The organism is Actinoplanes sp. NPDC023714 (assembly GCF_040639855.1).
Taxonomy (GTDB): Bacteria; Actinomycetota; Actinomycetes; order Mycobacteriales; family Micromonosporaceae; genus Actinoplanes.
On record NZ_JBFAAR010000006.1, the window covers coordinates 489273 to 496918 of the forward strand.

7 protein-coding genes are annotated in these 7646 nt (G+C 70.8%); 2 read left to right on the top strand and 5 right to left on the bottom strand.

Translation table 11 applies throughout. The annotated features are described in order from the left end of the window. Positions 1-58: 58 nt before the first annotated feature. From AB0G10_RS27890 to AB0G10_RS27900, 3 genes are all read right to left on the bottom strand, one after another. Entirely contained in the window at positions 59-664 is a 606-nt protein-coding gene (locus AB0G10_RS27890; protein WP_360927784.1) for a TetR/AcrR family transcriptional regulator, read from the bottom strand. A gap of 22 nt (positions 665-686) precedes the next feature. Next, positions 687-2243 carry an MFS transporter gene (locus AB0G10_RS27895; protein ID WP_360927787.1) on the bottom strand — a complete coding sequence of 519 codons (1557 nt, stop codon included), beginning with the start codon at positions 2241-2243 and terminating at the stop codon, positions 687-689. Between the two features lie 295 nt (positions 2244-2538). Further along, the gene (locus AB0G10_RS27900; RefSeq protein WP_360927790.1) at positions 2539-4821 is read right to left on the bottom strand and encodes a bifunctional diguanylate cyclase/phosphodiesterase; all 2283 of its coding nucleotides are present in this window, start codon (positions 4819-4821) and stop codon (positions 2539-2541) included. A 230-nt stretch (positions 4822-5051) separates the two neighbouring features. Between AB0G10_RS27900 and AB0G10_RS27905 the strand changes: the two genes are divergently transcribed. Beyond that, positions 5052-5510, top strand: a complete 459-nt coding sequence (locus AB0G10_RS27905; protein WP_360927793.1) for a MaoC family dehydratase — start codon at positions 5052-5054, stop codon at positions 5508-5510. A gap of 78 nt (positions 5511-5588) precedes the next feature. Here AB0G10_RS27905 and AB0G10_RS27910 read toward each other — a convergent pair whose 3' ends face one another. Continuing rightward, complete coding sequence (locus AB0G10_RS27910; RefSeq protein WP_360927796.1) at positions 5589-6362, bottom strand: NAD-dependent deacylase; 774 nt, start codon at positions 6360-6362, stop codon at positions 5589-5591. A 342-nt stretch (positions 6363-6704) separates the two neighbouring features. Between AB0G10_RS27910 and AB0G10_RS27915 the strand changes: the two genes are divergently transcribed. Then, entirely contained in the window at positions 6705-6875 is a 171-nt protein-coding gene (locus AB0G10_RS27915; protein ID WP_360927799.1) for a hypothetical protein, read from the top strand. Between the two features lie 468 nt (positions 6876-7343). On the opposite strand, the gene AB0G10_RS27920 is transcribed toward AB0G10_RS27915, so the two are convergent. Further along, positions 7344-7646, bottom strand: a 303-nt coding sequence (locus AB0G10_RS27920; protein ID WP_360927802.1) for a hypothetical protein, incomplete at its 5' end; no start/stop codon positions are given.

The window sequence follows — 7646 nt, forward strand, 5'->3', positions numbered from 1 at the left end:
CGCTGGCGAATCAGTAAGGATCACGGCCGGTCCCTCGTACCCGGCAGGCTCTTGATCCTTAGGCGTGGGCTCCCCGGAGAACCGAGTCGACCAGTTTCTCGGCGAAGCCCTCGTCGGGAACCAGGTCCTGCAGGCGCAGCATCGACTGGATCATCGAAGGGGCGGAGAGCATCAGCGCCGTCATCTCGACGTCGAGGTCGGCCCGCAGCTCGCCGCTCCGGACGCCGCGGCGCAGCACCTCGCGCATCACCTCGCGGCGCGGCTCGACGATCGCCCGGTGCATCCGCCCGAGCTCCTCGTCCTTGATCAGCTCGGGCAGCAGGCAGGCGGTGACCTTGCCGTTCCGCTGGGCGTTCGGCGAGCGGTTCGCCGTGATCAGCGCGATCAGATCCTCGCGGACCGACTCGCCGGCGAGCTCCGGCAGCGGGCCCTTCATGGCGCGGACCGCGTCGCCGAAGAGCGCTTCCTTGTTCGGCCAGCGGCGGTAGATGGTGGCCTTGCCGACGCCGGCCTTCGCGGCCACCGCCTCGATCGAGACGGCGGCCGCGCTCTGCCCCTCGCTGAGTAACGCCAGCACCGCGTCGAGGATGGCCTCGTCGGCCTGGGCGCTGCGGGGCCGGCCAGGAGCCTTACGCTCCTGGCCGGCGTCGGTGCTGGTGGTCATGGTGTTCATTGTTACCGGGGGTTCACGCGTCGACCAGCGTGCGGTCTTCTTGCAACGCCTCAGGTCGGCTCTCCTGCTTGCGGCCGGGAAGCCAGAGGGCGGCGACCAGCGCCCCGAGCAGGGCGAACACGGTCGAGCCGACCGAGGCGTAGTGCATCGCCGTGACGAATGCGTCATTCGCGCCGGACAGCAGCGCGGGCGCGGCGGGCCCGGCCTGGCCGGCGACCGCGTAGGCGCCGGCGATCGACTCGCGGGCCAGGTCGGCGGCGGCGTCCGGCAGACCGGCCGGCGCCTCCAGGTGGTCGCGGTAGACCGAGGAGACGACCGCGCCGAGGACCGCGACGCCGAGCGCGCCGCCGAGCTGGCGGATCGTGTTGCTGACCGCCGAGCCGACCCCGGCCTTCTCCCGCGGCAGCGCCGACATGATCGCCTCGGTGGCCGGCGGCATCACGTTCGCCATGCCGACGCCCTGCACGAAGAACGTGACAGCGACGATCCAGATCGGGGTCTCGGCGCCGATGAACACCCAGATGGCGAGCGCGCCGGCGACCAGGATCAGGCCGACCGTGCTGACCGCCTTCGGGCCGAACCGCTTGACCATGGTGGAGCTCAGCGGCGCGAAGATCATCTGACCGAGGGCGAACGGCACGAACAGCGCGCCGCTGGCGAGCGGGCCGTAGCCGCGGACCATCTGCAGGTAGAACGCGCCGAAGAACATCGAGCCCATGGCCGCGAAGAAGACCAGGCCGATGATGCCGGTGGACGCGCTGAACTGCCGGTTCGTGAAGAGCCGCACGTCGAGCGAGGGGAAGGTGATCCGGCGCTCGTAGAGGATGAACGCCGCCATGACCACGATGCCGGCGACGAGCGTGCCCCAGGCGAGCGGCTCGCCGAAGCCGTCCTCGCCACCCTTGATCACGCCGTAGGTGATCAGCGTGAGGCCGACGATCGAGAGCAGGACGCCGACGACGTCGATGCTGTTGGGCCTGGGGTCCTTCGACTCCGGGACGAGGATCATCACGAGCGCCACGCCGACCACGACGATCGGCACGTTGATCAGGAAGACCGAGCCCCACCAGAAGTGCTCGAGCAGCACGCCGCCGAGCACCGGGCCGATCGCCACGGCCAGGCCGACCGCGCCGGCCCAGACGCCGATGGCGCGCGGGCGCTCCTTCGGGTCGAAGACGTTCGCGATGATCGAGAGGGTGGCCGGCATGACGAACGCGGCGCCCAGACCCATCACGGCGCGGGCCGCGATCAGCATGTCGGGCGTGGTGGCGTATGCCGAGAACAGGCTGGCGAGGCCGAAGACGATCAGTCCGAAGGTGAGGCTCAGCCGGCGGCCCAGCCGGTCGGCGAGGATGCCGGCGGTGAACAGCAGCCCGGCGAACACGAGCGTGTAGGAGTTGATCGCCCATTCGAGCTCGCTCTGGCTGGCGCCGAGGCCGGCCTGCGGGTCGGCGATCGTGCGCATCGCGACGTTGAGCACGGTGTTGTCGAGCACGACGACGAGCAGGCTGATCACCAGCACGCCGAGGATGGCCCAGCGCCTGGGGTGCCCTTGTTGTTGGGTCTCCACGTGAAACGTTCCCCCGAAACCTTTGCGAAACGGAACCGTTCCGTATCTCAATGCAAGCTAACGCGCGGCCGCGCAAAACGGAACGGTCTCGTATCGGAAGTGTCCTCGGTCTCTTTTTCAAGAACCTTCTCTTGTACGAACCACACCGCACCGACCGCATCAGCGGCGGTCCCGTGGCGCACCACACCTGCGGCCATCTCCGCCCGGCGCGACCCGCCGCCGTCCCCGGCGGCTCCGCGCCCTCCACCCAACCGTTCCCTGCTCGGCGGCGCCACCCATTTCCGCGCCGCCGTGCTCAGGCCACCCGGTCGGGTCTGTCGCCGGCTCTCCGGGGGATCAGGTCGAGGACCGCCGCCGCGTCGGAGGGGTGGGCCAGGAGGAAGCCCTGCGCGTACTCGCAGCCCAGCTCCCGCAGGACCGCCAGGTCGGCGGCGTCCTCGACGCCCTCGGCGACCGAGACCATCCCCAGGGCGTGCGCCATCCCCACCATCGCGTCGGCGAGCGACCGGCGAGCCGGGTCACCAGCGATGCCGGACACGAAGGTCTGGTCGATCTTGACGATGTCCCAGCCGTGGTCGGCGACCCGGGCCATCGACGAGTAGCCGGTGCCGAAGTCGTCGACGGCCAGCTTCACCCCCGCCCGGCGCAGCGGGCCGAGAGCCGCGTCGACGGTGGCCGGGTCGGCCAGGCCGGTCTCGGTCAGCTCGAGGGTGAGGGCGGACGCCGGGGTGCCGGCGTGGCTCAGGGCGGCCAGGACCGCGTCGGCCGTGGTGGCCTCCAGCTGGCGCGGGGAGAGGTTCACGGCGATCGGGATCCACCGGCCGGTGCTGTTGTACCAGGCGCGCTGCTCGTGCAGGGACTGCTCCAGAACGGCGGCGAAGAGCTGGGCCACCGTCCCGGTCGCCTCGGCCACGCCGACGAACGCGGCCGGCAGCAGCAGCCCGTCGTCCGGGTGCTGCCAGCGGGCCAGGGCCTCCACCGAGCTGAGGGTGCCGTCGTCGACGCGGAAGACCGGCTGGTAGAGGCAGAACAGCTCGCCCGGGTGGTGCAGCGCCCGCCGGAAGTCGGCGTCCCGGCGCAGGCGCTGGGCGGCGTCGGCCCGGCTCCGCACGTCGAAGCGGACCATCCGGCCCCGCCCCGCCGCCTTGGCCTGGTACATCGCGGTGTCGGCGTCCTGCAGCAGCGCCTCCGGGTCGGCCGTGACGTCCCCGGTGGTCCGCAACCCGATCGACAGCGAGGCGAAGAACTCGCTGCCGTCGGCGAGGCGCAGCGGCTCGGCGAGCGCCGCGGCGACCCGGCCGGCGACCTCCGAGGCCTCCTCGTCGGAGACGGCCGGCATCAGGATCACGAACTCGTCCCCGCCCAGCCGGCACACCACGTCCCCGCCCCGGACCGTCTCCCGCATCCGCCCGGCGATCGCGACGAGCAGCTGGTCGCCGGCGTCGTGGCCGAGGCTGTCGTTGACCGTCTTGAAGTGGTCGAGGTCGCAGAAGAGCAGCGCTACTCGCGCTTGTCGATGGTTATTCTGTCCGGTTTTATCGGCTGGGTCCCGGCGGTGGTCCCCGGCCGGCAGTGAGCTCAGCGCGAGGCCGAGCCGGTCCATCAGCAGGCTGCGGTTGACCAGCCCGGTGAGCGGGTCGTGGCCGGCCCGCCGGGCCAGCTCGTGGATCGGCGCGATCAGCCGGACCGCGACCAGCGACACGGAGATCACCGAGCCGAGGACGAGCGGGGTGTCGTCCGGCGCAGGCTCTCCCGGCTTCCCGAACAGCTGCACGATCGGCTGCACCAGCGCGGCTCCGAAGAGCGTGACGGCCCGCGGCACGGTGAGCATCGTGACCGCCGACCGCCGGGGCGTCGTGGTGACCATCGACGGGTGCAGGCCGGCCGTGGCGATCAGGATCGGCATCGCCATCCAGCCGAGGTCGATCGGCCCGCCCTCGGCGTACGTGCCGGAGAGGCTCCGATGGGTGTAGAGGGCGTCCGACACGAACCAGGCGATCAGGCCGAGCAGCAGGGCGCGGACCGCGGGTGTGCGCAGCTCGACGCCGAGGGCCAGGGCGAGCGCGCAGTACACCACCACGAGGGTGCTCGCCGGCGCGGCGACCGCCACGAACTCCGCGGCGAAGGAGCCGCCGGACGTACGCATCGGCCCGATCACCAGGATCCAGGCGACGACGGCCAGCGGGGTGAGGATGACCGCCGAGTCGATGAACGCGGTGCGCCCGGCCCGGGCCGCCAGCATCGCCACGCCGGCCGCGATCGCGACGTGCCCGAGCAGGTAGAGCACGTCGGCGGCGGACGGGAACGGCGCCTGCATGCCGCGGGCCGTGTAGCCGGCGAACTGCACGTCGCCGAACCCGGAGAGGACCAGACCGGAGATGATCACGAGCCAGCCGCTCCGGCGCTGCGGCGACCAGCGGGTCGTGCCGTACCAGGTGGCGATCGGCGCGGTGCAGTTCACCGCCACGTAGATCCAGCGGGTGGCGGCGTTGAGGGGGACGGCGACGTACGCGACGGCGGCCGCCGACGCGACGATCAGGTAGATCCACCACAGGTGCCGCAGCGGCGCCGTGCCCATGCCTTCCCGATCGGCAGAAGTGTGGCCGAGCGGAGTCCGGTGGACCGGCGATTTGCGCGGTGGTGCTCGGACCGCCCGGGATGTGAGGCTCGGTCCGGCTGTGGCCCATCGTCGCCGGCCGGACACTCCCGCGGCGATGGGCCGCGGTCCGTCCACATCGACCGGCCCGATTCCCCCATACCCTGGTATCGGACACGTTCGCTCCCGCCTTCTTCGCAAGGAGACTGAGAATGACCACCACCGTCAGCGGACTCGACGGCCTCAAGTCGCTCGTCGGCAAGGACCTCGGCTACTCGGAGTGGCTGGAGATCACCCAGGAGCGGGTGAACACGTTCGCCGACGCCACCGGTGACCACCAGTGGATCCACGTCGACGTGGAGCGTGCGAAGGCCGGCCCGTTCGGCGGTCCGATCGCCCACGGATACCTCACGTTGTCGCTGGTCATCCCGCTTTTCGGCGCGCTGCTCCAGGTCGAGGGGATCACGATGGGGGTGAACTACGGCCTGGAGAAGGTCCGCTTCCCGAGCCCGGTGCGGGTCGGCGCGCGGATCCGGCTGTCCGCCACGGTGGTCAGCGTCGAGGAGGTCGCCGGCAACGGCGTGCAGAGCACCTTCGACTTCACCGTCGAGGTGGAGGGCTCGTCGAAGCCGGCGTGTGTGGCGAGGCCGGTCTACCGGCATTACGCGTGATGAACGATCCCGGTCCCGGCTGTCGGCCTTCGCGATGAACGAATCCGGTCTCGACTCGCGGCCGGTGACGGCGGTCTCCTAGGTCTCGCTCATCGCGTCGGGCCACGCCAGGTTCACCAGCTCGGGGAGGACGCGGGCGGCGCTGCCACGCAGGTTGACCAGGGCCACCGAATCCATCGGGGTGGGCTGCGGATTGACCTGGACGACGGCGGCGCCGGCCCGCGCGGCCAGCCGGGGGATCTCGGCGGCCGGATAGACCAGTCCCGACGTGCCGATCGTCAGCAGCACATCACAATCGGACACGGCACGGGCCGCTGCTTCGAGGGCCGTCTCCGGCAGCGCTTCGCCGAACCACACCACACCGGGACGAATCAACCCCTTGCATCGTACGCACGGAGGCGGCGGCATACGGCGTCCCTCGCCGGGCTCGTCCTCTTCTGCCGGCGGGTCCGCGCTCGCGCCGCACTCGGAGCATCGGGGCGCGAACAGGCTTCCGTGCAGGTGGACCGGATTCTTGGAGCCGGCGCGTTCGTGCAGGTCATCGACGTTCTGCGTGATCACCGTGGTGTCCCGGATGCGGGCCTCGACGGCGGCCACGGCGAGGTGACCGGGGTTCGGGCGGACGCTGCTGACCTTGAGGCGGCGCCACTCGTACCAGCCCCAGACCAGCTCGGGGTCGTCCCGGAACGCCTGCGGGGTGGCGAGCGACTGAGCGTCGTACCGTTCCCACAATCCGGTGAGCGCGTCGCGGAATGTGGGCACCCCGCTCTCCGCCGAGATCCCCGCCCCGGTGAAGACCACCACCCGGGCGGCGTTCTCCAGGAGTTTCGCGGCCTCCCGCACGTCAGGCATCCGATCCCCTCTGCCGTTCCCTCAGGGGATTGTCCCAGCGGCGTACGTCACCCCGCATCACTGATCCGCACATCGGTCGTTGACCGGTCGAGTGAGGCGGTGCGTGGAGGTGCGTCGAATGTCCGGAGTGGACAACCAGTGACCCCCGCCCGCTCCGGTCCGCCCCCCTCCGGTCCACCCGGTTCAGGTCCGCCCGGCTCGGGCTCTCCCCGCTTGGGCTCTCCCCGCTCTGGTTCGCCCCGCTCTGGTTCGCCCCGCTCCGGTCCGCCTCGCTCGGGTTCGCCCCGCTCCGGATCGCCGCGCTTCGGTTCCCCCCGCGCTCCCCGCGTCTGGAAGCGCCGGATGCGACTGGCAGGCGCCCGCGTATGGTCAGCCGTCGAAGACTGGACAGCCCCCGGCGCAAGACCCGAACGCTCCGAGTCCGAAGTCTCCGCCCTGGTGGCCGTGGTGACCCTGGCAGCCGGCGCCCTGATCCTGGTGACGATGCTGCTGACCTGGCTGCTCAAATCCTGAGCCCCCTTTTCCGTTTACGGTTTCCCCGAACCGCATTCAGCGCCATCCGCCGAACAAGACGAGATCAAACGCTGACGGGGCGGCTCCGGGCGCGGGGACAATCAATGTATGACGCAACAGGGACTGTTCACCAGAGCCCAGATAACCGCGATGCGAGACCGCACCAGATCAAAGTCCTATTCCCCAATAGCCGACAATTTCCGCCGCGACCACGAGCGCCACCGAGCATGGGGCCTAAAGCGCCGCCAAGCCACCCGATTACGCCGATTACAAGGATCCCGACCCGATCCACCACCCATTCCCGCAGCGCCCGATCAGCCAATGCCGACTCCGCCGCCGGCAGCCGACCCCTCACGGATCAGCAAGGCACCGCCGGATGCCGAACTGATCAGCCCGACGGTGACAGATCCACCCGAGGCCGGCTCAAGGCCGACCGATCCACAGGCGGTCGGCGTAGCGGTGGCAGACTCACACCGCGCAGCACAGCGAAGGTGCGGCCGTGGGCCAGCGGCCGGTTCGGTGGTGACGGATCAGCCAGTGGTCGACGCGGCAGTGACGGATCAGCCGGCGGTCGGCGTAGCGGTGGCAGACCCACATCGCGCAGCACAGCGAAGGTGCGGGCGTGGGCCAGCGGCCGGTTCGGTGGTGACAGATCAGCCAGCGGTCGGCGCGGCGGTGACGGATCAGCCGGCGGTCGGCGTAGCGGTGGCAGACCCACATCGCGCAGCACAGCGAAGGTGCGGGCGTGGGCCAGCGGCCGGTTCGGTGGTG